This window comes from Ensifer sp. ENS06 (genome assembly GCF_014852205.1).
Classification (GTDB): Bacteria; Pseudomonadota; Alphaproteobacteria; order Rhizobiales; family Rhizobiaceae; genus Ensifer; species Ensifer adhaerens.
Window position 1 is genome coordinate 1 of sequence record NZ_JACVBC010000017.1, and the last position, 22247, is coordinate 22247.

The following is a 22247-nucleotide window of genomic DNA, read 5'->3' on the forward strand; positions in this document are numbered from 1 at the left end:
TCCCGAACCCCTCAATCAGCACCAAGCCAACCAGGAAACTCTAGAGCGAAGGTCGTCGTCGCCAGCAGCGCCGCCGCCCTCGTCAGTGATCGGGCTTATAGACCCCCATCCTCACAGACGTCAACAGGGATTTTCATGGGCCCGACATAAATCTCACAACCAATTGAAATTAAACGGTATTTCTATCCACAGACAGCAGCAGCCACTTTCCGCCCGATTAAACGGGCGGAAATCGATCGACCAAGGAGGTTCGGCAGGCGCCGGCGATTATTCAGCAACCGGGCCCACGCCCCCGGCAAGCAGCTCCGCTCAAATACGGGGTACTGATCCTGATGGTGAGCCGCCTCCCATTTGCCTGCCTCTCCAGCAGGCGGCCGATGTGGATGTTGCCGATAACATGGGTCTCGAGCATCTCTGAGAAAATGGGCTCGCTACAGGCCGAGGTTCTGGCAGGAGAAGGTGATCATCTTCTGCGAGCGACGTTGCTCGATCTCGCCTCGAAGGGCTGATGGCACGGCGGCCGACGTTCCGAAGAAGGTCGATTTCGCTGAGGAGTCGCGCAAAAGAAGCGGTCACCGCGTCAGAGACGATAAACTGCATCAAACGATGCGACCATCCCAACCGCAAGCCGCCCGCTTCACCATGACGTTATACACGCGGGCGAAAGTGTGGGCGGCGCTGACGATGTGGGAGCCGTGCTCCCCCACCCAATGGTGGCTCCCGAAAAGAGCCCCTTCCCTTTCTAAACGCGCCCTCTCGTCAGCGTCGATTGCTCGCCTGATCTGATCGAGAACATGCGACTAGTCGATGCCTGGATATGTGGCGGCGTCAGCGAGACGCCTAGGCCCGCTCGGTGCACGACGCAACTGAGGTCGCGGCCGCAGAGGGCGGGGCCGCCTTCAAGCTCGGGGATCGCATGATCATCGAACGGCCGCGAAAGATCCTTCAAAAGGTCTACGAGCCAGCGGTCGACGTCAGCCGAGCATGGCCATCTTCAACTCCGCCTCGCGACCGAGGGAGGTCATCCATTCGGTGAACTCGGGGCGGCTTTTGATCTGTCGTCCGTAATGGCGGCGCAGCGCCGTGGTGAGGTCGCTTCCGCGGCCGAGCTGTTCATCGGCAAAGCCGATCATCTGCGAGTTCGGCCAGGCCTGCGGACGGATGGCGACAAGACGGGCAAACAGGCTCTCGCCCGGCTCGTCCGGGTTTGCCTGCGCCATCAGGGTCAGCATCGCGGCGGTCGATCGCGACACGCCCATATGGCAATGCACCAGAACGTGGCTCGACGCCTGCTTATCTGCGCGCTCCAGGAAGTCGTTGCCGAAGCGAAGGATCGCCTCGACATGGTCGGGGCGCGGCATCACCCGGTTAGGTACGGCTGCAATGATGTCGTGGAAGCGCAAGGTCGTGCGGTGATGGGCGCCGTAACCGCCAAACGCCTCAAGTTCCGGCAGCTCCGGATCGACGATCGACAGGACGTGGGTCACCTTCCTGTCGCTCTGGCCCGGTAGTTCGTCGATCCCGCAAACGGTCAGCACTGGCGAAAAGGTCGTTTCCATGTCGATTGTCCTTGCATCCGGTTCATAGCGTGTCTGCCTCGCACTTGCGCGCGAGCAGGGCAAAAAGCACGTCGAGCATCACATACATCGGGGCGCGGCCGGTCGGCACGATGAGGGGATGGGTCGAGGCGCGGTAGGCGTTGAGATTGATGTTTTCATCGGCGAGGGAGGCGACGACGGAGCCGCCAGGAGAGATGGAAATTATACGTGCGCCGGCCTTCTTGGCAATCTCGATGTTCGAAATAAGATAGCTCGTGCGGCCCGAGAAGGAGACCACGAAGAGCACGTCTTCTCCCATCAGGCGTGGTGCCGAAACCATTTGCAAGGTTGGATCGGAATAGGCAACGCTTGCGATACCGAGCGAGGCGAGGCGGTGCTGCGTTTCGCCGGCGAGGAAGCCGGAACCGCCATAACCGTAGACGTCGATGCGGCGGGCCCCGGCAAGCAGATCGACAACGCGGCGCAGCGTCTCGAGGTCGAGGTCGTGCCGGGCTTCGCGCAAGGATTCTGCGGCGCGGTTGAAAACATCGTCGACGAGGCCTGTAAGCGGGTCGCCGTCGCCCTCCACCGGACTCGGCGGCGCCTGGCGCACGGCGAGTTGCTGGGCAAGCTTCAGACGGAAATCGGGAAAGCCGTCGCAATCGAGCCGCCGGCAGAATCGGATGATCGAGGGCTCGCTGACACTGGCGATGCGCGCCGCGTCGGTGATCGACCAGGTGATCGCCGTGCTCGGAGTGTCGAGGATCGCCTCGGCGATCCTGCGCTCGGCGGGGGTGAACTGCGAGAGAGACTGCCTGATCAGATCGAGCATGGAACCCTTCGTTCCGGCGTGGAGGGATTGTTGAACATGAGGATCACAATGTCCCATCAGCCATGAGCTTCGACAGGCAGGACGATTGATAGTCAAAACCGGCCTGCGCCACAACGAGCCTCTTCACCGATCCGAGCGCCTCTTCGTGCGCAGCAAGCGACCGGCCTTCGTCGTCCTGAGCTATGACGAGGCCTCCGGCCGCCGCGACGAGCTGGATGCCGGCTGCAATGTCCCAGGCGCTGAACTTCGATTCGTAGGCGACCGCCACCCGGCCGCAAGCGACATAGGCGAGGTGCAGCGCGCAGGAGCCGAGACGGCGCACGGCACGGAAGGAATTGACAAGATCGGCATGAGCCTCCTGTGCCGCACGCGACGGGCGCTCACCCTCATAGGGAGCGTTGCTCAAAAGCTCGACTTCACGGTCGGTGCACCCACGCAGGAAAGGCTTTACCTCAGTCCCGTTCAATGACAGCTGCCCGCCGGTGGCCAGGAAGAGCTCCTCGCGGATCGGATCATAGACGATGCCGCAGATCGGCTCGCCGACATGGTAGGCCGCGATCGAGACGCAGAAGAAGGGCAGGCCGGAGGCGAAATTGCTGGTGCCGTCGATCGGGTCGATGATAAAGGTCGTATCGCCTTCGCCTTGCAGGCCACCTTCTTCGCCGAGGATCCGTGATGCCGGTAGCCGCGACCGGATGATCTCGCAGGCCGCAGCTTCCGCCGCCTTGTCTGAGGCGGTAACGATGTCGAAAAACCCGGCCTTCTGCTGGGTTTGCAGCGTCTCCGGACTAGCCTCGAGGAAGCCCTTGCGGGCAACCGCGCCGGCAGCAAGCGCGGCTTCGTGAGCGACGTCCACGATTACCCGGTGCAGATCATAGCGAATGGCTTGGTTAAGGGTCATGCGGCTTTTCCCATGGCGTCGGCTTCATTTTCCGGCAGGATCCAGACAGGCCTGCTATCGACGGAAAGGCGCAGCGTCTGGCCGACTTCGGCAACGCCCGTCCGGTAGTATTCGGTATCGAGGAAGACGCATTCCTGGCCTTCGAGGTCGGTCAGATATTCGACATAGGCGCCCTGGAAGACCACGCGGCGCACCTTTGCCGCCATCGTGCCCTCGGGTTCGACCCGGATGTGCTCCGGCCGCACCACGCAGCGCACCTCCTGGCCGGGTCTGAAGACGCGACCATCGCTCGACAGATCAAAGGTCATTGTGGATGTGATCTGCACGCGAACGACCGCAGCGTCTGCGGTCTCGACCTTGCCGCGCAGAATATTTGCCTTGCCCATGAACTCGGCGACAAAGCCGGTTCCGGGGCGGGAGTAGACGTTGAGCGGCGTGTCGCCCTGCTCGATGACGCCGTTGCGCATCACCACCACGCGGTCGGAGATCGCCATGGCCTCGCTCTGGTCATGGGTGACATAAAGGCTCGTAATGCCGAGACGCAACTGAATGGCGCGCAGCTCGTCGCGCATGCGCTCGCGCAACTGTGCGTCGAGGTTGGAGAGCGGTTCGTCGAACAGCAGCACCTTCGGCTGCGTGACGACGGCGCGGGCAAGCGCCACACGCTGCTGCTGGCCGCCGGAAAGCCGCGAAGGCGAGCGATCGGCATATTGGGCCAGCGCCATGGTATCCAGAATGGACGCGACACGGTCCTTCATTTCGGCGCGCGGCAGGTTGAGCAGGCGCACCCCGTACTCGACGTTTTCGCGCACGCTCATGTGCGGGAAGAGTGCATAGCTCTGGAACACCATGCCGACATTGCGCGCATTGACGGGAACGTTGGTGACGTCACGCCCGCCGATCGTGATTGTCCCGTCGCTCGGCGTCTCGAAGCCGGCAAGCATTCTGAGCGTCGTGGTCTTACCGCAGCCGGAGGGGCCGAGCAGCGTGACGAGCGTGCCTTCCTCGATCGTGAGGTTCAGCCGGTCGACCGCCGTCGCACCGGTGATACCCGGGAAGCGCTTGGTGATGTTGGAGAAGATGACTTTCGACATGGGCTTACCTCTTCGAGGTCGAAGTGAGGAGGAACTGCATGACCGCAAGAATGGCGAGCACGACGAAGACAAGGATGCTGCAATAGGCGGCGGCGACACCGAGCTTCAGCGTCTCAACCTGCGACAGAATGGTGACGGTGATCAGCGTCCAGTTGGCCGAGACGAGGAAGATCACCGCCGACAGCGTCGTCAACGAGCGGGTGAAGGCGTAGGACAGAGACGTGAAAAGCGCCGGTTTCAGAAGCGGCAGCGTGATCTCGAAGAAGGTCCGTGTGTTGGACGCCCCGAGGACGGTGGACGCCTCCTCGATCGACTTGTCGATCTGGCGAAGCTGGTTAGAGCCGGCCTCGATCCCGACCTGCAGGTTCTTCACCACCATCGCCGCAACGACGATGAAGGCGGTTCCGGTCAGAAGCATGGGCGGCGCGTTGAAGGTGCTGACATAGCCAATGCCGAGAATGGTCCCCGGTGCTGCGAACGACAACAGCGTCCCCCAACGCAGCAGGAAGCTGCCCGGGAAAGCCTTGCGGACGAGCAGATAGGCGATCAGCATGCCGGCAATCGCGGTCACCGGCGTCGCAACACCCGCAAGCAGCAGCGAGTTGCTGAGCGTCTCGAAGCCCGCCGTGAAAACGGTCTTGTAGTGGGCGAGCGTCAGCGTGTTGTCGACGCCGGGCAGTTTCGTGAACGAGACGTAGATCACCGTCAGATAGAAGGCGAGAATGGTGAAAGCGACCGCGTAACACAGGATCGTCAGCGGGATCACAACGGCGCCGGAGATACGGATCGTCTGGGCTGTCGGCTTGCCGGTGACGGTCACATAGCTGCGCTTGCTCACCCAGTAACGATGGATGAGGAAGGCCGTCATGGACGGGACCAGCATGAGGCTCGCAAGCAGCGCACCCGCCTGCAGATTGAAGTAGCCCACCATCTGCGAATAGGCCTCGACGGCAAGCGTGTTGAAGTTGCCGCCGATCAGCATCGGATTGCCGAAGTCTTCAACCGACTTGACGAAGACGAGCAGGGTTGAACTGAGGATCGCTGGCGTGACGAGCGGAAGCGTGACCCGCGAAAAGGTCGTCCAGCGTGAAGCCCCCAGAGATGCGGAGGCGTCCTCCAATGCGCTGTCGATCGACTGCAGCATGCCGCGAATGTTGAGATAGGCGATCGGTGTGAAGGCGAGCGACTGGATCAGTACCAGGCTATGGAAGCCATAGACATTGGCATTGCGGATGCCGAGCAGTTCGCGGGTGACGAGGCCCGAGCGACCGAAAAGAATAACGACCGCCAGTGCCATCACGAACGGCGGCGAGATAATCGGAAGCAGCGCCACGCCATGAATGAAGGTCTTGCCGGGCATGGTCGTTCGCGTCGCCGAAAAGGCGAGAAGGAAGCCGACAGCGGTGGCGATGACTGCCGAGGTGGCGCCGAGCAGCAGCGTGTTGACCAGTGACTCCCAGACGAACGACTGGGAAAGCGTATCGGCGAGCGCCGCGAAATCGAAGCCATGGTCGGTGACGACCGCCTGCTTCATGACGGTAAAGATGGGCAGGACGGCGAAGACCAGCACCGAAAGCGTGACGAGGGCGAAGAGGCCGAACAGCCACGGGTCGACGGTGATCTTTCGCAGGAAGGCCGGCGATGCCCCCGTCCAGCCGGACGGGGTCGCTTGCGAGACGAGGGTCATGTCGGGGCTCCTTGCCGGCTTTACTTGGCGTCGGCCTTGTGGCGCACGTCGCTTTCGTAGCGCTGCAGGAGCCGCGCGCGGTTCTCACCGGCCCAGGTAAAGTCGTAGTCGATCATCTTCACGTTGGAGAGGTCGATCTTCGCTTCCGGGTTCTTGTAGCCGGGCACGATCGGGCCGCGGAACGTTGCACCGATGGCCGCCTGACCCTTGTCCGTCAGAACCCAGTCCAGGAACGCCGCGGCACTCTTTGCCTGTTCTTCCGGCGCGTTGGCGATCGCGGCCGCAGCATTCACCTCGAAGCCCGTACCCTCTTCAGGAAATGAATAGCCGACCGGATAGCCCTGGGCGAGTGCTGCCTCGATGTCCTGGGTGTAGGCCATGGCGAGCGCAATCTCGTTGTTGGCGACCATGCGTGATGGCGCCACGCCCGAGCGGGTGTATTGCACGACGTTCTTGTCGATGTCCTTCATCAACGAGAAGGCCGGCTCCTCGCCGAGAAGCTGGACCATCGAAGCAAGAGCGACATAGGCCGTTCCCGACGATGCCGGGTGGGCAAGCGCTACACTTTGCTGGAAGGCCGCGTCCGCGAACGACTTCCAGCTGGTCGGCGGCTTGGCCCCGATTTCATCGAGAACCTGTTGGCTGTAAGCAAAAACGATCGGTGACAGCGAGATCGGCGTCCAGCGGCCTTCCTTGTCGGTGAAGCGCTGGTCGACTTTTTCGACCCCCGCCGCCTTATGCGCAGCGAGCAAGCCTTCGCTGGCTGCCTGGATGAAGTTGTCGGCTGCTCCTGCAAGCCAGAGACCCGCCTGCGGATTGTTCTTTTCCGCCCTGATGCGGGCGAGGATCTCGCCGGCGCCGATGCGCACGAACTGCGCTTCGATCCCGGTGTCGTCCTTGAAGGCTTTCAGCACCGCACCGCAGTCGTCTTCCGACATCGGGCAGTAGACGGTCATGGCCGCAGCACTGGCGCTGCCGGCGGAAAAGACGTGCGAGCACAGGACTGCGAGCGCTGAAGCCAGCGCGAAACGGCGTGACATTTTGATTTCCTCCAAATGAACGCTCGGCCTCCCGTGAAAGCCTTTCCGGGCTCTCAGATCTCACTCGCCGTGCGTGATTGTTCGTATAGTGAGGAAATCTACATCTGTCAAAGTGAATGTAAGAAAGCTACATTTTATCTTGTGCCATGTAGCCCACCAACCTTGGCGGACGCAGTAGGCGACATCATCCCGGCGACGCCGGATAGCTGAGACAGCATTGCAAACGAGCCGGGATGAAGCGCATCAGACCGTTCAGCATAAATGGGCTATCGCCTCCGTGCCCCCATCTCTTCCGAGCGGAAAGAAGGTGCTGCATCCCGGCTGATGATAGAACGTGAGTGTCGGAACTCGACACAACCTTCATAGTGCAGCGATTTCGGCTGCAAGCGGCGTAGGCGATCATTCATCGCAGTCGCAATTCCTTATGCACCACGACAGGTGGGAATTCTACAAAGTCTACGAAATCGAAGTTGACGCAAAAATTGACCTTTTTGCTCTTAGCCCATTCGATGGCCGCCGATTTGGCAGACTGCGGCACCTTCGTTGCAAGAGAGCAGTGCGGAACCCATCGCCCCACGCGATAGTGTTCGTCGCAGATGACCGGATCGAAGTGGTTATGTAAAGTCGCGTGGAGATCCAACAAAGCCTTATCAAAGCGAGGCTTTGCCCAAAGGACCATCAGGTCGTTATCAAAGTACGTAACGGTCTCAAAGGTGATCAGTAATGAATCCTGAGTTGAAAACACTTCGGTCATGACCGCGTCTGCTTCTTCAGGATATGCGGGAAACACTGCAAGCGTCAGGTGCGGTGGGTAGTTCAATTCCCGCATCGAGCCAACGGGCTCAAAGATACACGCCTCATCCCACAGCTTCATGATGTCGCTTGCCGTAGCGCCGCAGCTCTTAACGGTGATTCCATATGGCATTAGTCACGTCCTACGAACTTAATTGCCTGACTTTATAGGGATTTAGGATTAGAGAGCGGGTAAATTGTCCGCTTTTGGCCGATCGCGGACAAAAGGGCTTCAAAGTTGAGTGGAAGAATGCCCTCACCCCGCCGATTAGAGAAGCGCTGCGCCTGTGGGGGAAAGTGGGAATTCGCGTCACGCGAAGCGCGGCGATCTGCCGACGAGTAAGACGGACCATCTTGGCAAACTCCTGCTGGCTGAGACCTATGCCTCTGCGGAGGTCACGCACTGCGTCCGGGAAAAGCAAGCCGCCGCACCGCAATCCTGCAGGTGTTCGACACCGTCTGCGGTGAGATGCTGGGAGCGCTGTGCTTCCTGTCGCCTAGCGCCGCTTCGCAATCAAAGACCGCGACACAACCACAACGAGGCCGATCAACACCGTCCCCGCGATGAAGAGAAAGGCCGCTGCAGCGATCGCAGGGCTGATGTTTTCACGGATGCTGGAAAACATCTGCCGCGCCAACGTCCGCTGGTTCGGGCCTGCGACGAAGAGCGTGAGGACGACTTCGTCCAACGACGTCGCAAAGGCGAGCACCGCGCCAGAAAGTACGCCCGGCATGGCGAGCGGCAGGGTGACCCGGCGGAACACCCTCGTTGGCGAAGCACCGAGGCTCTGGGCCGCAAGCTCGACGCGCTGGTCGATGCCGGCAAGCGCGCCGGTGACGCTCACGACCACAAAGGGCACCGCAACGACCGTGTGGGCGATGATCACGCCCATGTAACTGTTGGTAAGGCCAAAACCCGCCAGCAGCACTTGCATGCCGACCCCCAGCACGACGGCCGGCACCACCATGGGCAGCAGGAAAAGTGTGCGCATCGAACCGCGAAAGAGAAGAAGGCGGTTGCGCAGGCCGAGCGACGCGGCCGTACCAAGCGCGGTTGCGAGCAAGGTCGTGCCCGTGCCGATGATCAGGCTGTTGACAATTGCCCGCCGCCAGGCGTCCGCGAAGAAGAGTTCCTCAAACCAGCGTAGGGACCACGACGGGATCGGATAGGTGAGGATCACGCTCGAGGTGAAGGCGAGCGGCAGGATGGCAATGAGTGGCGCGACGAGGAAGAGGATCGTCAGCGTGGCGAAGGTGGCCTTGGCGATTTTCATCGGCATGGTCACCGCCCCCCAACTTCGTCGCTGGAGAGCCGTGAGTAGACGCTGTAGAGCAGTAGAGTTGCGACCAGGAGTACGACCCCGAGCGCACCGGCCATGCCCCAATTCGCCGATCCCGTGGCGTAAAAGGCGATGATCGAGGAGATCATCTGGTCGCCCGGTCCGCCAATCAGCGCCGGCGTTATGTAATAGCCAATCGCAGAGATGAACACTAGCAGAGCGCCGGACGCCACACCCCTGAGGCTTAGCGGCAGCAACACTCGCAGGAAAGCGCGCAGCGGGCGTGCGCCGAGCGAGGCGGCGGCCGGCATCAAGTTCTTCGGGATGGTGATGAGCACGGAATAGATCGGCAGCACCATGAACGGCAACAACACATGGGTCATGGCGATGATGACGCCGGTGCGGTTGAAGATCAGCGTCAGCGGCGCATCTATGAGGCCGATGGCGCGCAGGAGATCATTGATGAGACCCTGCTCCTGCAACAGGATGAACCAGGCCGCGGTGCGCACCAGAAGCGACGTCCACAGCGGCAACAACACGGCGCCAAGCATCAGATCACGCTTCCAACCGTCGAGCGAAGCGGCGATGATTGCGTACGGAAAGCCGATACAGGCGCATGCGAAGGTGACGAGCGCGGCTATCCAGAAGGTGCGCATGAGGATCACGGCGTTGACGGACTGGTCTGGCGGCAGATGCTCGATATCACCAGCCGCATTGCGACCAAGATCGACGGCGGCAAGCAGGTTGCGGTCGGTATAGGGCGAGAGCGCATCTGCGATCGCCAGCCAGAACTCCGGCTTCTCCCAGCGTTTGTCGATGGAAACGAGGTCGGCGGGTGGGTTCGCCGTATCTTTCAATGCACTCGTCGTCTTGCCCATCAGCGTGCGAAAACCGGAGCGGGCGCTGTTGAGACGCCGCACCATGTCACCAAGCGCCTGATCGTCGTCGACGGACTTCAGGTCCTCCATCAGCGCCATCTGCATGGGTGTGGTGGGTGGAGACTTACGGTCCCAATCGGCCAGAACTTCCGCGCTGCGTGGCAGCAGCCGCAACACGGCCGGATCCGACACGGACTGCGCCATCATGCTGAAGAGCGGCCAAACGAAGAAGCCGATGAGGAAAAAGAGCAGCGGCGCCAGAAGAAGCAGCGATCGTCCAGTGCGGGAGGAGACTCCACTCATGGCGCAATGACCCGACAATCGCCGGCCGAAAACGCCGCAAAGACTTTGGTGCCTGGCGGAAACTCGCGCGACCTTCTGCCGAGTTTGGCGATCAGCGGGTGAGTGGCGTTCTGCAACTGCACGCGCAAATGATCGCCCTGATAAACGGAATCTGCAACTTCCGTTTCCAAGACGTTTCGACCCTCACTGCGCGTCTCGCTGAGATCTACCCGTTCCGGACGGATGGAGAGAAAGACGGATTGGCCGGAAGCGACGCTGCCGGAAACCGCCGACACAATTTGTGCCCCCGAACGAAGACGCACAGTTGCTTCCGCGCCTTGCACGGTTTCCACGACACCTTCGACGAGATTGGTCTCGCCGATGAATTCGGCGACGAAGCGCGTCGCCGGCTCGTCGTAGACCTGGCGGGGTGTCCCGATCTGCTCGATCTTGCCCTTGTTGAAGACGGCGACGCGATCCGACATCGTAAGCGCTTCGGACTGGTCATGCGTAACGAAAACGATTGTTAGGCCGAGGCGGCGGTGCAGATCGCGGATGTCGAGTTGCATCTGCTCGCGCAACTGCTTGTCAAGCGCGCCGAGTGGCTCGTCCATCAGCACGACACGCGGTTCGAAGACAAGCGCCCGGGCAAGCGCCACGCGCTGCTGCTGGCCACCCGAGAGCTGCGAGGGCCGTCGGTCGGAAAGGGTTGAAAGCTGCACCATGTCGAGTGCACGTTTGACGCGCTCATCGATCCCCGCCTTGCCAATGCCCCGCATCTGGAGCGGAAAAGCGATGTTTTCGCCGACTGACATGTGCGGGAAGAGCGCGTAGCTCTGGAAGACAACACCCATGTCCCGCTTGTAGGTGGGCACCTTATTGATGGCAGTTCCGTCGAGAAGGATCTCGCCCGCGGTCGGCTGCTCGAAGCCAGCGAGCATCATAAGAAGCGTCGTTTTGCCCGAGCCGGACGGGCCGAGCAGGCTGACGAACTCCCCCTTCCCGATGCCGAGATCGAGATGTTCAACCACGCAAAGCGGGCCGTAGAATTTCGTAATGCGGTCAAATCGAATGTATTCGGCCACGGCAGACTCCATCGCTAAAGGCGAAGGATGCGTCCTCAAGAAACGCACCCAGCCATCCAGGAAAGGGCGCTCCCGGTGGAGCGCCCTTCACCACGGATGTTCTTACTGGGCGAGCCAGGCGTTGAAGCGCTGCGTCAGCGTCTCGGCATTGTCGATCCAGAAATCGACATTGAGCGAGATGGCATCTGTCATGTTGGCAGGATCGGTTGGCAGGTCCTTGGAGAATTCCGCCGGTACTTTGGACGCGGCCTCCTTGTTCGGCAGACCGTATGCCACGAATTCCGGCAGTTTCGCCTGGTTTTCCGGCAGGCTCGCAAAAGCGATGAAGTCCTGCGCAGCCTCCTTGTTCTCCGCATCCTTCAACACGACCCAGCTATCGACGGCATAAATGCTGCCGGGAAAGACGACCTTGAAGTTCTTGCCTTCCGACCGATTGATGCCGGTGATGCGGCCGTTGTATGCCGAAGTCATGGCGACTTCGCCCGATGCGAGAAACTGCAACGGCTGTGCGCCCGATTCCCACCAGACGATGTTAGGCTTCAATTCGTCGAGTTTCTTGAAGGCGCGGGCGACCCCCTCCTCTGTACCGAGAACGTCATAGATCTCATCCTTGGAGACACCATCGGCGAGTAGCGCGAATTCCAGCGTGTATTTTGGGCCCTTGCGCAGCGAGCGCTTGCCGGGGAACTTTTCGACGTTCCAGAAGTCCGCCCAGGAAGTCGGGCCTTCCTTCAGCTTGTCGCCGTCATAGGCGATGGCCGTCGACCAGACGATGGCGCCGACACCACAGTCATTGACCGCAGAATCGAGGAATTTGTCCTTACCGCCCATCTTGTCCCAGTCGATCTTTTCATAAAGACCGTCGGCACAACCGAGCGCCAGTTCTTCGGCTTCCACCTGCACCGCATCCCAGTTCGGTGCGCCGGCCTTGACCTTCGACTGGATGACGCCGATCCCGCCGTCCCAGGCTTCGTCGAGCACTGGCTTGCCGGACTTTTCGGAGAACGGTTTGAAGTAGATGTTGCGCTGGGCATCCTGATAGTTTCCACCCCATGAAACGACTGTTAGATCTCGCGCGAAAACCGGCACAGCAAGGCCCGCCGACAGAACGACGGCAGCCGCCGCCAGGACACCCGATTGAAAGATTGTCTTCATGGCATTCCCCTTTTCTTCGTTGGTGAAAGAGCCGCTGCGGCTCCGATGACGATCCCATGCAGACCGTTGTCCCCGTCCTGTTGCGGCGGTGGCTGCGGCCTCACCGGTCTTTACGCCCATTCTCCCTTGGACGTTTCAACCGATGGATGCATTCTAGTCATTGCAGGCCAACGGGTTTTCCCGATTTGACCGTTGTCAGACGTGCTGCCCTCCGTTGATGTGGATTTCCGCGCCGTTGATGTAGGACGATGGCTCGGTGCAAAGGAAGTAGATGGTCTCCGCGACTTCGCGCGGTTCGCCCAGTCTTCGCATCGGCACTTCCGCCGCCACCAGTTCATCGGTTCCGGGCGACAGGATAGACGTTTCGATCTCGCCCGGCGCGATGGCGTTCGCCCTGACGCCGCGTTGGCCGAATTCGTGCGCCATTTCGCGGGTCAGTGAGGCCAGCGCCGCTTTGGACGCCGCATAGGCAACGCCTGCAAAAGGGTGGACGCGAGAGCCTGCGATGGACGTAACATTGACGATCGAGCCCTTCGCCGCTTCCAGTTCCGGCATGAGCGCGCGGGCGATCAAAGCGGTCGACACAAGATTTACGTTGAGCACCTGCGTCCAGACATCGGCATCGGTATCCAGCACACCGAGGCGACTCTTGCCCGGTCCCTTCGGCGAAATGCCCGCATTGTTCACGAGTGCATGCAGGCGCCCGTTCGGTAGGCGCTCGCGCACGGTCGCAGCCAGGCGGTCAATCTGCGTGAGATCGGCAAGGTCGGCCTGGATATGGCTCTCGCGTGCGGACGGCCAGGCACATTCCTCGGAAAAGGACTGGCGAGAAACGGTGAGAATGCGCCAGCCCTTCGACTGAAAGAGCTTGACAGTTGCGTGCCCGATCCCGCGGCTCGCCCCCGTCAGCAACATGTACCGGCAATCATCGGTCATCGGAGCGCTTCCTTTTGATGTTTGATGCATCGTAATATGCTGCCCATGAATTGCAAGTCTCCTATTCCAAGCGACGTCAAGCCCGGCGCGCCTCCGGCTCGCTGCCCCGTTCGATGCGCTCGAGGATCGGCTTGCCGCCGAGCAGGATGTCGTCGACGATTGCCATCGAAGCGGCGGCGGGATCGTGCCGCTTCAGGGCTTCGACGACCGGGTAGTGGTGGTCAATCATCGCCCGTCCGCCCTCTATGTAAGCATCGGAAATATGTGGTCCCATCCGCAGCCAGAGCCGCCGCAGGATGCTGTTCAGCACCGGCAGACCGGCGATCTGCGGCAGCAGGAAGTGGAAGGCTTGGTTGAGTTGCGTGCCCTTCAGTCTGTCGCCGGCCTCGATTGCTTGTTCGTTTTCGCGCAAGATCCGCTCCAACGCTTCGATATCCGCGCTCGTCGCCACCTGGGCCGCAGTCTCCGCCGCCAGTCCCTCCAGGCGCACCCGGATTGCGCGGATCTCGCGGTAGCGGTTTTCGCTCAAGCCCGGGATGCGGATGTCGCGCGGCGAGCGGAAGATAATCGCCTCGTCATTGGCAAGCCGAAGGATTGCGTCGCGGATCGGCGTAACGCTTGTGCCGAATTGCTCTGCCAGATCCCGGATCTTCAGCCGATCGCCGGGTTGGAACCGTCCCTGGATCAGCGCATCGCACAACGCACCATAGACGACGCTGTTGAGGTTCTCATGATCCAGTGACGTGAATTGAGGCATGGAATCCGTCCGAAAAATGGAATAACAAGATACTTGATGCATCTTTTTCGCTGTGTTTCAAGTATGGCGTGTCGCAGACATCATTCACCGAACGGCTTGGCGCGACAATGTCGTCGTCGTCGTGGTCAGCTGGCGGGCAGAGATTGACGGAAATGCGGGCGACCGCGCCAACGGAGCAAGCATGACGGAGCCATCGCCCACCGCCAAGAACGCCGATTCCATGTCGGCAACATGGAGCGCGACATCGCTTTCCGATGCGGAGGCGGCGGTGAAGCAGGTCTATGACGCGAGCGGCTCGATCAGGCGGCTCTCAAGCGAAAGGGACGAGACCTTTCTTTTTACCCGCTCGGACGGAAAGGACTTCATCCTCAAGATTGCCAATCCCGCCGAAGACCCGGCCTCGCTTGAGTTCCAGGATGGTGCGCTAATGCATCTGGAGGCTGCGGCCCCCAATGTACCGGTGCCAAGGCTCATGCTCACGAAAACCGGAGCGCCGAGCCATACGCTTTCCACCTCCGATGGCCCCCGCGTCATGCGCCTGTTGACCTTCCTCGGCGGCGAACTGCAATACCGCACCTCGGCCTCAGAGACGCAGAGCCGCAACGTCGGCCGGGCGCTCGCACAACTTGGGCTGGGTCTCGAAGACTACAAAGGGCGCCCGCCCGCCGGAAAGTTGATGTGGGACATTTCTCATACACTCGACCTTGTCGCCCTGCTCGACCATGTCGGCATCGAGCGCCGAGCGCAGGTGGAGGCCATACTCGCCGAGTTCGAACGCTCGATGCCGGCGATCGCCGCGATCAAGCGCCGGCAGATCATCCATAACGATTTCAATCCGCACAACATCCTGCTTGATCCGGCAGAGCCGACCAAAGTTGTTGGTATCATCGACTTCGGCGACATGGTGCATGCGCCCTTGATCAATGACCTTGCCGTCGCCCTCTCCTATCACCTTGCGACCGACAACTGGGCCGCCCGCACCGGCGCCTTCCTCGAAGGCTTCCTGTCGGCGCGCGCGCTGGAGCCGGCCGAAATCGAGCTGCTACCGCTTCTCGCCCGTTCCCGCCTCGCCATGTCCATCATCATCGCGGAGTGGCGTTCCGCACGTTTTCCTGAGAACCGGGCCTATATCATGCGTAACCACGCGACCGCATGCCGCGGCCTGCAGAACATAGTCGATCTCACTCCGGCCGGGCTGAAACGGCTCGCGCCCAACCTTTCCGAGGCTTGATCATGTCGATGGTGAATGCTTTTTCGCGTGCAGATTTCGACCGACTAGACGAGAGCGAGAGGGCGCTTATCGCTCGCCGAGAAAAAGTGCTCGGTCCCGCCTACCGCCTGTTTTACGAAAAACCGCTGCATCTTGTCCGCGGCGAAGGCGTTTTTCTGTACGACACGGCCGGCGAGCGGTATCTCGACGCTTACAACAACGTCGCCTCGCTCGGCCATTGCCATCCGCGCGTGGTGGAGGCAATCACGAAGCAGACGGCCGTGCTCAACACTCACACACGCTACCTGCACGAAGGGATCGTCGCCTATGCCGAGGCACTGACGGCCACCTTCCCCGAGGCGCTCAGCCAGGCCATGTTCACCTGCACCGGCAGTGAAGCGAACGATCTCGCCGTTCGCATCGCCCGCTTCGTCACTGGGGGCACCGGCATCATCGCAACTGACCTCGCCTATCACGGCCTGACGAGCGCGGTTGCCGAATTCTCGCCCTCGCTCGGCGAATCCGTGACGCTCGGCCCGCATGTGCGCACGGTGCCCGCGCCGGACAGCTACCGTCACTCGCCCGAACAGATGGCGGTAAAATTCGGCCACGAGGTGCGCGCCGCAATCGCCGATCTCAAACGTCACGGCATCAAGCCGGCCATGCTGATCACCGATACGATCTTTTCCAGCGACGGCATCTTCGAAGGGCCGAGAGGTTTTCTCAAGCCTGCGGTGGACGCGATCCACGAGGCTGGCGGCCTCTTCATCGCCGACGAGGTGCAGCCCGGCTTCGGTCGAACGGGCGAAACGATGTGGGGTTTCGAACGCCACGGCGTTGCACCCGACATGGTGACGATCGGCAAACCAATGGGTAACGGCTATCCGATGGCGGGTATCGTGCTGCGCCCCGAGGTTATCGCTGAGTTCGGCCCAAAGGCGCGCTATTTCAACACGTTCGGCGGCAATCCGGTCGCCGCCGCGGCCGGCAAGGCAGTGCTCGACACGATCCGCATTGAGGGGCTGCAGCAAAATGCGCTGGAGATCGGCTCCTACCTGATGGGTGGCCTCAAGAGCCTTTCGGATCGATACCACGCTCTCGGGGACGTGCGCGGTTCCGGTCTCTTCATCGGCGTCGAGATCGTTGCCGACCCTGCCGTCAAGAGCCCTGATGCCGCGCTAACGACTCGGATCGTAAATGGTCTGCGAGATCGCCGCATCCTCATCAGCGCCTCCGGTCCCAATGCCAATGTTCTGAAAATCCGGCCACCTCTCGTCTTTTCTCGCGAGAATGCGGACATGCTGTTGGATGCATTTGGCGACGTGTTGCGGTCTCTCTGAATAGGAGGCTTCGCGCCGCATTCGATACATTTGCGCAGCGTCGCGAGCCGGGCCACGTCTACAACGTCGCAGAAATGCCACGTGGACGGTGCCCCTCTTGGTTGGCGACAGGCGTGACAAATGACACCCACGCATCAACATTGTTGGAGCGGGAATATCGCGCCTGGAAGGCCTATTCACCGAACCGTCGTCGTAAAAGGTTGGAGGGCCCCTTGTCACGGTTTCAAGCGACGCCGGCTGTTGGTTGTCGTCTGCTCGCGACACAGAACGACACCAGCACCTCCGCGCGCCCACCCGCTGAAGGTCGAAAAGTCGGGTGGGCATCGCCCGCGCAAAGCCCCCAGGTGCCACGACAAGGCCAAACCTAGCAATCAGCGCTGCCGCAATCGGGCACTGTAGTCGGACGATCTTCTCTGTGAGGGGCTGTCGTTCGAGGTTGGCGTCAGGGCCAAGTCGAGTGCTTCCGAAGGCGCTACCAATGCGCCGCAGCAGTCCGACAAGCTTTGAAAAGGAATTCTAATTGGTCGGTAAGATTTAGTCGTTGGACCGCGTTCGCGCCCTTTCATATCGTTCCCTCAACAAGCAAGGCCACAAGGCAAAAAGGGGAACATCAATGAACCAGATCTCCAAGTGTACTCTTTCGATGGCGCTTTTCGCGGTTACGATGACGGCGGGAGGTTATGCAGCCAATGCCAGCGATATTACCGTTATGGGCTACCGCGGCCCATTTGAAGAAAATTACGTCAAGAGTGTCATCGAGCCCTTCATGAAGGGGCACCCCGACATAAAAGTGACCTACTTCGGCGTTCAGAACGCAGCTACCTCGCTCGGAAACATGCGTGCACAGCGGGACGCTCCGCAGGTCAATGCCGTCATCTATGATCTTTCGGTGGCGAAGATCGCCCAGGAAGAGAGCCTCGTCGCGGATCTCAACACCGACAAGATCCCGAATTACGCCGACATCTCCGAAATCGGCAAGGACCTTGGTGGGGCGGCGGTCCCCGTCACATATGATACGCTCTCCCTGATTTATAACCGTGACGCATTTCCCAATCCGCCCACGAGCTGGGAGGCACTTTGGGACCAAAAGCAGGACGGCAAGATTGTTCTGCCGGCACAGGGCGGCGGCGACATCCAGGCAATCCTTCTAACGATCATTGCAAACCGTCTTGCCGGCGAGGACGATTACAAGAAGACAATCGAGCCCGGCGTGGACAAACTGGTTGAACTTGCACCAAGGGTGCAGACCTGGGAGCCGAAACCAGACGCATATACGCTCGTTGGCAACGGTACTGCCACGGTCTCGATCGGTTACAATGCAAGGTCGCAGTTCTTCTTTGATCACACAGAAGGCAGACTGCAGTCCGTCGGTCCAGTCGAGGGCACGGCCTCTCAGATCAACGTTATCAGCGCAATCAAGAATGCTTCCGAGCAGGAGGCAACAGAAACCTTCATCAACTATGCACTGAGCCCCGAGGCCCAGACCGCTTTTGCCAGGGCGATGTTCTATGCCCCGACCAACACCAAGGCCGAGGTCGATGAAGCGACAAGGAAGCGCATTCCTCTCATGGACCCGGCGCAACGCGCAAAGTTGATCAACGTCGACTGGATGAGCATCGGCGACATGCGCGAGAGCATCCTCCAACCATGGCGGCGCCAGATTATTCCGGCTGGGCGATAGTCGCGGAGCGGCTCTGCGAACGCACGCGGGTCGCAGAGGCCTCCACCACACCAACAAACGACGCATCGGCACGCCGCAGAGCACCTGCGATGGCGGCAATCCCGACTTTGCGTCACACGACGACCTCAAATCCTGACGGTGATGATATGCAGATTCAACAGCTGCGCCAGAATGCGCAGGCCGCGGCCGTGCCCGCCGCTGCCACGGGTGATCCGGCCTTCCTGAAGCTTAAGGGTGTGACCAAACGCTATGGCGTCGACTACATGGCAGTCGACGATCTCGACATCGATCTCCCGAAAGGGAAGCTCCTTGGGCTGCTCGGACCTTCCGGCTGCGGCAAGACAACGACGCTGAGGATGATCGCCGGCCTTTTGGACATCACCAAAGGCAATATCCTGATCGATGGCGACGACATTTCCCACAGGCCACCGCACAAGCGCGACATCGGCCTGGTCTTCCAGAACTATGCGCTCTTCCCGCACATGACTGTCGCCGAAAACATAGCCTTTGGCCTTGATATGCGGGGTGTGTCCCGCTCTGAAGCCAGGGGCCGCGTTGAAGAGGCGTTGGAAATGGTAAGGCTGCCCGGTTATGGCAGCCGCAAGCCGAAGGAAATGTCGGGTGGCCAGCAGCAGCGCGTGGCATTGGCGCGCGCGCTCGTAATCCGTCCGCGCATTCTTCTTCTCGATGAACCCTTGTCCAACCTCGATGCCAAGCTGCGCGACGATATGCGGATCGAGATCCGTGAAATTCAGCAGCGGCTGCAGATCACGACCGTCTTTGTGACACACGACCAGGTCGAGGCCCTGACCATGTGCGACCTCGTCGGCGTTATGAATCGCGGCAAACTTGCCCAACTCGGCTCGCCCGAAGATATCTACGAGCGCCCTGCCAATCTGTTCGTCGCCGAATTTGTCGGCCGCACTAACGTGATGGACTGCGAGATCGAAGCAGCGGATCGGGTAAGCATCTGCGGCGCTACATTTTTATGTGACACCAAAGGCTTGGTGCAGGGCAAGGCAAAGGCGGCCATCCGTCCGCATCGCGTCAACTTGACCCCGAGCAGGGATCGCAGCCTTGTCAGCATCGCGACCAATTCGACCCACGGCAAGGTCGTCCGTGTGACCTATGTCGGCGATGTCGTGCAATACGACATCGATATTGGCGGAAGCATCCTGACAACGGAAGTCCATACGCGCAGCGCCGGCCACAGCTTCCAAACGGGCGAGAAACTTCTCTGTGAATGGATGCCACAGGATATGCAGGTTTTCGGAGGCTGAACCATGGTAGCGATTACTGCAACGGCGCCCCCCTCGCCCTATCCGCGGATCGGCAAATTCCCATTTGTCTTGATCCTCCTACTTGTCCCAATGGCTGCAATCAATCTGGTTGCCTTCATCTTGCCGGTTGCACGCCTGGCAATGATCTCATTCATCGAAAGCCGCAGCGGAGGCGTGCTCACCGAAAACTATACGCTGGCGAACTACATCGACTTTTTTACCGACAAGTTCAGCTTCGAACTGATTGCCAACTCGCTCCTGCTCGGGTTTGTGGTCACGTTGGCGACCCTCTTCTGCGCCTACCCGATCGCGCTGTTCCTGCACCGTGTCTCGCCGAAATGGCGCAACCTCCTTTTCGTCATCACCGTCTCGCCGTTGCTCGTCAGCAGTGTCGTTCGCACCTACGGCTGGATGGTGCTTCTCGGTGATCAAGGTGTGGTCAACGGCGTTCTCATGTCGACTGGCATCATCCAGACACCAATTCGGCTCGTGAACAATTCGCTCGGCGTCTACATCGGCATGGTCGAGGTGCTCATTCCGTATATGGCGCTTTCGCTGATATCCGGCTTTGGACGCCTCGACGTGGCGCTTGAGGAAGCTGCGGCCTCGCTTGGTGCCAATAGTTGGACCCGTTTTCGACGCATCATCGTGCCGCTCACCATGCCCGGTGTCGCGCTTGGTTGCCTGCTTTGTTTCGTGCTTGCCATCAGTTCCTTTATCACTCCGAAGCTGCTCGGCGGCGGACGTGTCTTCCTGCTTGCAACCGAGATTTTCGACCAGGCCGTCATCCAATTGGAGTGGCCTTCCGCAGCGGCAACTTCCGTAATCGTGCTGATTATCTTCGGGCTGGCGCTCGCGCTCTATTCCCGCGTCGTCAAGCGCTTCGATTGAGAGAAAGGACACTGATCATGATTGGCAGACTGACCTTTCCGTTCAAAGCCCTTGTGGCATGCCTCTATCTGTTCTTGCTGGCACCGATCCTCATCGTCTTGCCCCTGTCGTTCAGCAATGACAGTTTTCTGACCTTTCCGCCGCAGAGCTGGGGACTGCGGTGGTATGCGGCGATGTTTAGCCATCGCGGCCTCATCGACGCACTCTGGGTCAGCCTCGGGGTCGCGACCACGGTGACAATCCTCGGCCTCATCGCCGGCGTTCCGGCCGCATTTGCGATCCGTCGCTATCAGTTCATCGGCCGCGACCTCGTCCTGAACATTTTCACTGCACCGCTTCTTCTGCCTTCAATAGTGCTCGGACTTGCGATCCTGCTCGTCTTCGTTCAGGCCCGCCTGCTTGGCACCTATACAGGGCTCGTCATCGCCCACCTGATCGTCACCACACCCTATGTGATCCGCATCATGCTGACGGCTTTCTCGACCCTGCCGCCATCCGTCGAAGAGGCGGCGACCATGCTTGGTGCATCTCCCTTCACGGTGTTCCGACGTATCACCCTGCCCCTGATGATGCCCGGCTTCGTCGCCAGCGCAGCACTCTCCTTCCTCCTCTCCTTCGATGAGGTGGTGATCTCGCTGTTCATTACCGGACCGCGGATGCGCACTCTGCCCGTCGAAATCTTTGACTATGTCGAAAGCCAGACTGACCCGATGACCGCCGCTGTGTCGGTCGTTCTCGTCGCCGCCACGCTCCTCATCATTTTTCTCATCGAACGCACGCTCGGCCTCTCAAAGACGATCGGCAAAAGCTAACTTCTGCATCGGAGACTATCTGACATGGACAACATCGCGCTCTGGATGTCCCAGCCGCATTTCGGCTTTCTCGAAATCGCGAAGGCTTGCGGCGTCAAGCAGCTCGTCATCGAACTCGAGCACGGAACTTTCGATCTCGGTACGCTCGACCAGTTCCTGGCCTTCAGCAAATCGCTTGGAATTCCGGCCCTTACCAAGGTTACCGCCCCAACGACCGAAGCCATCCAACAGGCGCTTGATTTCGGCTCCGACGGGGTGATCCTGCCGCATATTCTGGGCGTCGATCATGCCCGCGAAGTATCCAAGGCCGCGAAGTATCCGTTGCTCGGTATCCGCTCTTACGCCGGCGGTCGGGTCTTCGGTTACGCCCGCCCGTCGAGCGACGCCTTCGACCGAGAGAACAGACGCACAAAGTGCTATGCGATGATCGAAACCGCCGAAAGCCTTGCGGATGTCGAGAAAATCATCGCGCTCGACACGGTCGATGGCCTATTCCCCGGCCCATCGGACCTGGCCCTTGCCCGCGGCCGTGGCGCCTATGCATTCAACGATGACGACCGCAGCGACCTTGCCCGCATCGCACGGGCCGCCCGTGAAGCGGGCAAGAGTTGGGTGATGCCCGCCTGGACGCCGGCAGAACGCATATTCGCTCTGGAGCATGGCGCCGAAATGCTCGTCGTCGCGACGCAAACGATGACGCTGCGCGCCGGCATCATGTCAACAATCAATGCACTCAAGCACGAAAAAATCGTCGCCTGACGCGGGTGACGAGAGCC

The 22247-nt window shown here is 60.4% G+C and carries 21 protein-coding genes; 7 read left to right on the forward strand and 14 right to left on the reverse strand.

From position 1 onward, the window contains the following. Nucleotides 1-431: 431 nt before the first annotated feature. The 14 genes from IB279_RS37735 to IB279_RS32595 all read right to left on the reverse strand — a co-directional run bounded on the left by IB279_RS37735 (nt 432) and on the right by IB279_RS32595 (nt 14257). Complete coding sequence (locus IB279_RS37735) at nt 432-563, reverse strand: hypothetical protein (RefSeq protein WP_256385320.1); 132 nt, start codon at nt 561-563, stop codon at nt 432-434. Nucleotides 564-974: 411 nt separating this feature from the next. Beyond that, on the reverse strand, nt 975-1559 hold the full coding sequence (locus IB279_RS32535) for a tyrosine phosphatase family protein (RefSeq protein ID WP_060606803.1): 585 nt from the start codon (nt 1557-1559) through the stop codon (nt 975-977). A gap of 22 nt (nt 1560-1581) precedes the next feature. Continuing rightward, a complete protein-coding gene (locus IB279_RS32540) occupies nt 1582-2370 on the reverse strand; it encodes a MurR/RpiR family transcriptional regulator (protein ID WP_210338754.1) in 789 nt (262 codons plus the stop codon). A gap of 43 nt (nt 2371-2413) precedes the next feature. After that, nucleotides 2414-3271, reverse strand: a complete 858-nt coding sequence (locus IB279_RS32545) for an inositol monophosphatase family protein (RefSeq protein WP_113506316.1) — start codon at nt 3269-3271, stop codon at nt 2414-2416. Continuing rightward, nucleotides 3268-4365 (reverse strand): ABC transporter ATP-binding protein, encoded by a 1098-nt coding sequence (locus IB279_RS32550; protein ID WP_113506315.1) that lies wholly within the window; start codon nt 4363-4365, stop codon nt 3268-3270. Before IB279_RS32550 ends, IB279_RS32545 begins: the two co-directional genes overlap by 4 nt. A 4-nt stretch (nt 4366-4369) precedes the next feature. Continuing rightward, nucleotides 4370-6052, reverse strand: coding sequence for an iron ABC transporter permease (locus IB279_RS32555; protein WP_113506314.1), 1683 nt, complete (start codon nt 6050-6052; stop codon nt 4370-4372). Nucleotides 6053-6072: 20 nt separating this feature from the next. Beyond that, nucleotides 6073-7092 (reverse strand): ABC transporter substrate-binding protein, encoded by a 1020-nt coding sequence (locus tag IB279_RS32560; RefSeq protein WP_113506318.1) that lies wholly within the window; start codon nt 7090-7092, stop codon nt 6073-6075. A 403-nt stretch (nt 7093-7495) separates the two neighbouring features. Next, on the reverse strand, nt 7496-8017 hold the full coding sequence (locus IB279_RS32565; RefSeq protein ID WP_113506313.1) for a 2'-5' RNA ligase family protein: 522 nt from the start codon (nt 8015-8017) through the stop codon (nt 7496-7498). A 364-nt stretch (nt 8018-8381) separates the two neighbouring features. Then, a complete protein-coding gene (locus IB279_RS32570; RefSeq protein ID WP_113506312.1) occupies nt 8382-9164 on the reverse strand; it encodes an ABC transporter permease in 783 nt (260 codons plus the stop codon). Nucleotides 9165-9166: 2 nt separating this feature from the next. Next, a complete protein-coding gene (locus IB279_RS32575) occupies nt 9167-10345 on the reverse strand; it encodes an ABC transporter permease (protein WP_060585502.1) in 1179 nt (392 codons plus the stop codon). Then, entirely contained in the window at nt 10342-11421 is a 1080-nt protein-coding gene (locus IB279_RS32580) for an ABC transporter ATP-binding protein (RefSeq protein WP_113506311.1), read from the reverse strand. The genes IB279_RS32575 and IB279_RS32580 overlap by 4 nt, the downstream gene beginning before the upstream one ends. A gap of 90 nt (nt 11422-11511) precedes the next feature. Continuing rightward, a complete protein-coding gene (locus tag IB279_RS32585; RefSeq protein ID WP_034800408.1) occupies nt 11512-12564 on the reverse strand; it encodes an ABC transporter substrate-binding protein in 1053 nt (350 codons plus the stop codon). 195 nt (nt 12565-12759) lie between these two features. Beyond that, nucleotides 12760-13500: an SDR family NAD(P)-dependent oxidoreductase gene (locus IB279_RS32590; RefSeq protein WP_034800406.1), complete on the reverse strand. Its 741-nt coding sequence runs from the start codon at nt 13498-13500 to the stop codon at nt 12760-12762. A gap of 76 nt (nt 13501-13576) precedes the next feature. After that, nucleotides 13577-14257 (reverse strand): GntR family transcriptional regulator, encoded by a 681-nt coding sequence (locus IB279_RS32595; protein ID WP_034800404.1) that lies wholly within the window; start codon nt 14255-14257, stop codon nt 13577-13579. Nucleotides 14258-14438: 181 nt separating this feature from the next. Here IB279_RS32595 and IB279_RS32600 point away from each other — a divergent pair, with 181 nt between their 5' ends. The 7 genes from IB279_RS32600 (at nt 14439) to IB279_RS32630 (ending at nt 22230) form a co-directional block, all read left to right on the forward strand. Beyond that, on the forward strand, nt 14439-15488 hold the full coding sequence (locus IB279_RS32600; RefSeq protein ID WP_162741247.1) for a phosphotransferase enzyme family protein: 1050 nt from the start codon (nt 14439-14441) through the stop codon (nt 15486-15488). A 2-nt stretch (nt 15489-15490) separates the two neighbouring features. Next, nucleotides 15491-16807, forward strand: coding sequence for an aspartate aminotransferase family protein (locus tag IB279_RS32605; RefSeq protein WP_113188548.1), 1317 nt, complete (start codon nt 15491-15493; stop codon nt 16805-16807). Nucleotides 16808-17420: 613 nt separating this feature from the next. After that, complete coding sequence (locus IB279_RS32610) at nt 17421-18488, forward strand: extracellular solute-binding protein (RefSeq protein ID WP_113188552.1); 1068 nt, start codon at nt 17421-17423, stop codon at nt 18486-18488. Nucleotides 18489-18751: 263 nt separating this feature from the next. Further along, a complete protein-coding gene (locus tag IB279_RS32615; protein WP_375292969.1) occupies nt 18752-19768 on the forward strand; it encodes an ABC transporter ATP-binding protein in 1017 nt (338 codons plus the stop codon). 3 nt (nt 19769-19771) lie between these two features. After that, nucleotides 19772-20659, forward strand: coding sequence for an ABC transporter permease (locus IB279_RS32620; RefSeq protein WP_060585493.1), 888 nt, complete (start codon nt 19772-19774; stop codon nt 20657-20659). Between the two features lie 17 nt (nt 20660-20676). Then, on the forward strand, nt 20677-21471 hold the full coding sequence (locus IB279_RS32625; protein ID WP_060585491.1) for an ABC transporter permease: 795 nt from the start codon (nt 20677-20679) through the stop codon (nt 21469-21471). 24 nt (nt 21472-21495) lie between these two features. After that, the gene (locus tag IB279_RS32630) at nt 21496-22230 is read left to right on the forward strand and encodes an aldolase/citrate lyase family protein (protein WP_113188550.1); all 735 of its coding nucleotides are present in this window, start codon (nt 21496-21498) and stop codon (nt 22228-22230) included. Nucleotides 22231-22247: the final 17 nt, after the last annotated feature.